4 protein-coding genes are annotated in these 2,637 nt (G+C 62.3%); 2 read left to right on the top strand and 2 right to left on the bottom strand.

Going from position 1 to position 2,637, the window contains the following annotated elements:
• Together EOA24_RS33730 and EOA24_RS33725 are read left to right on the top strand one after the other, a co-directional pair.
• Window positions 1-135: Bax inhibitor-1 family protein (locus tag EOA24_RS33730; RefSeq protein ID WP_189354452.1), on the top strand; the 135-nt coding region annotated here is incomplete at its 5' end.
• Between the two features lie 117 nt (window positions 136-252).
• Window positions 253-843, top strand: coding sequence for a GNAT family N-acetyltransferase (locus tag EOA24_RS33725; protein WP_126080433.1), 591 nt, complete (start codon window positions 253-255; stop codon window positions 841-843).
• Between the two features lie 92 nt (window positions 844-935).
• Here EOA24_RS33725 and EOA24_RS33720 read toward each other — a convergent pair whose 3' ends face one another.
• Complete coding sequence (locus EOA24_RS33720) at window positions 936-1,322, bottom strand: DUF2794 domain-containing protein (protein WP_126080434.1); 387 nt, start codon at window positions 1,320-1,322, stop codon at window positions 936-938.
• Between the two features lie 548 nt (window positions 1,323-1,870).
• Window positions 1,871-2,611: a thioredoxin family protein gene (locus EOA24_RS33715; protein ID WP_189354454.1), complete on the bottom strand. Its 741-nt coding sequence runs from the start codon at window positions 2,609-2,611 to the stop codon at window positions 1,871-1,873.
• Window positions 2,612-2,637 lie beyond the last annotated feature (26 nt).

Below are 2,637 nucleotides of genomic sequence, written 5' to 3'. Positions count from 1 at the left end.
ATCAAGGAGATGTATTTCGAGGGTGACGTCGCCGACGTCGCCGGCCGCAAGGCGATCATGGGCGCCCTGCAGCTCTATCTCGACTTCATCAACCTGTTCATGTTCCTGCTGCAGTTCATGGGCGACCGCCGCTAAGGACGGTTACCCGGTCTCACTGGACCATAGAGTTGCGAAAGGGCGGCCCAACGGCCGCCCTTTCCTTTTTTGCATGCCTTTGCTGTTATCGAGGCAGGAGAACAAACTGCATAGATTATGAGCAATATTGCGATCAGGGCTGCAACTGCGGCCGACCTTGACCGGATCACTGAAATCTACGCCGATGCGGTCGTCCACGGCACGGCGAGCTACGAGCTGGAGCCGCCCACCCGCGCTGAAATGGGCAACCGATTCGACACTCTGGCGGCGGGCGGCTTCCCCTATCTGGTGGCGGAAAAGGGCGGCGCCGTGCTCGGCTACGCCTATGCCGGACCGTTCCGGCCGCGCCCCGCCTACCGATTCGTCATCGAGGATTCGGTCTATGTCGCGCCCGAGGCCAAGGGGCAGGGCGTCGGCTCGCTGCTGATGCGGGCGTTGATCGAAACGGCGCGCGCGGCGGGCTTCCGCCAGATCATCGCGGTCATCGGCGACGGCCATGCCGACAGCGCCTCGGTACGGCTGCACGAGAAGCTCGGCTTCCACCATTCCGGGCGGTTGGAAGGATCAGGCTACAAGCACGGGCGCTGGCTGGACACGGTGTTCATGCAGCTGTCGCTGAATGGCGGCGCAGAGCTGCCACCGGATCCTGATTCGCTGCCGGAGCGGCGGTTTCGGGAATTGAGAGGAATTGAGGAACTGAAGAATTGAGGAATTGAAGAAAGACGGCTGCGAACTGGCGCGTCAGGCGCCCTTTTCCTCAGTTCTTCAATTCTTCAGTTCCTCAATTCCTCTTTTTTCCCCTAAGCCTCGACGACCTTCAGCTTGGCATCGAAGACCCCAAGCACGCGGCCGAGTTCCTGGCCGCGCTTGAGGATGCGGCCTCCTGCCGCGATGACGGCGAAGGCGCCTTGGCGGCGCGCCAGCTTGGGGTCCTTGACGATCTGGAACAGCGGCACTTCGCTGGCCCGGCGGAAGACGGAAAAGACAGCGCGATCAGTGAGATGATCTATAGCATAGTCGCGCCATTCATTGGCCGCCACCATGCGCCCGTAGAGCCTCAGGATCTGATCAAGCTCGCGCCGGTCGAATCGCACCGGCTGGTCGAGGCGTGCGCTGCGCGCGTCGTGCAACGGGATCAATATTCCGGATGCTTCCCCATCCTCCGTCCCGCCGCTGTGATCGGTCATGCCTCGATCCTTCGATTGAATCATGCGCCGGCCAAGGTTCGCGCTTTCAGGATCGAATTGCAAGGGCCAGCCACGCATGCGCACGGTCGCGCGCTTTCCCAATCGTCCAGTCACGTTTGCGAAACATGTGTTGGAATTGGTGATCCTCTGCCACAATCTCGCCACAAATAATCCGCGCTCATGCCCCAATCTCCGACGAGTTTACCGGCGTTGCCTGAGACGGTTCGGTCCGGCACCGGCTCGTAAACCCCAAGCCCCCCGCCCACGGGTCAGCGTCGGATCGAACCAACCTCGGTTTTTCCTTGGAAAAATCAGGTGCGACGATCCCAAAACCTGAATGACCGGCGTCAGAAGCAAGCTGACGCCGGTTTTTTAATTTTCCTTCTCCCCTTGTGGGAGAAGGTGCCCGAGCGAAGCTCGGTCGGATGAGGGGTGTTGGAAGGAATGAGGCGGTGGCGGTTTCGAGCTTATGGCCAAGCTAGAGCACCCCTCATCCGTCTCGGCGCTGCGCGCCGATCCACCTTCTCCCACAAGGGGAGAAGGGGTATTCACGGCTTATGGATGAAGGCGGCGCCGAGGATCGGGCCGGGCATGCCGTCCTTGCCGACCGACTGCAGCAGCACCGCGCAGCCGCCTTTCTTGGCGATCTCGGTCAAAGGCAATTCGTAACGCTGGGCCTTGCCGTGCCACATGCCGGCGGTCTGGATGTCGGAAACTGCGTTCCAGTAGGTCAGGCTGCGGCCGCTGTTCTCGCCCTGGCCGATCTTGACCATCTGCGGCGGGTCGAAATAGACGATCACCACATGGGCGTCGGCGGGGCCGTTGCCGGCATCGCCCGCGTCGATCATGACGCGGTCGCTGGTGCGGCTTACCTTGATCGCGACCCGCATGCCCTCGCCGGTCCTGTCCATGCGGGCCAGGGCGCCGTCGACATCCTTGCGGCTGGCGCCGTTGACGTGACTGCGGCCGTTGATGACGGCTTGCGGCGTATAGACTGAGCGGCTGCCGAAGGCGCGCATATAGTCATATTGCCGCTCGGTGTTCTCCTTGGTGCTCAGCGTGTCCTGCCAGCCGAGATAGTCCCAGTAATTGACGTGGTAGGCGAGCGCGATGATATCGTCCTTGCCGGCGAGCTCGGCGAAGAACTCGTCCGCCGGCGGACAGGAGCTGCAGCCCTGGCTGGTGAACAATTCGACCACGCCCAAGGGCCTGTCGATTTGGGGCTTGTCGGTCTGGGGCTTGTCGGTCGCGGGCTTCTCAGGCTCGGCTGCAAGGGCCACGCCGCCCAACGCCGTCAGGGCCAGCGCTACTGCCG

The sequence above is a fragment of the Mesorhizobium sp. M2A.F.Ca.ET.039.01.1.1 genome (assembly GCF_003998035.1).
Lineage (GTDB): Bacteria > Pseudomonadota > Alphaproteobacteria > Rhizobiales > Rhizobiaceae > Mesorhizobium.
Note: the sequence above shows the minus strand (reverse complement) of the source record. Positions and strands in the feature narration are given on the sequence as shown.

Bases quoted from the DNA above. Each gene is read 5' to 3' on its own strand.
- EOA24_RS33725 (WP_126080433.1), top strand. From the start codon at position 253: ATGAGCAATATTGCGATCAGGGCTGCAACTGCGGCCGACCTTGACCGG.
- EOA24_RS33720 (WP_126080434.1), bottom strand. From the start codon at position 1,322: ATGACCGATCACAGCGGCGGGACGGAGGATGGGGAAGCATCCGGAATA.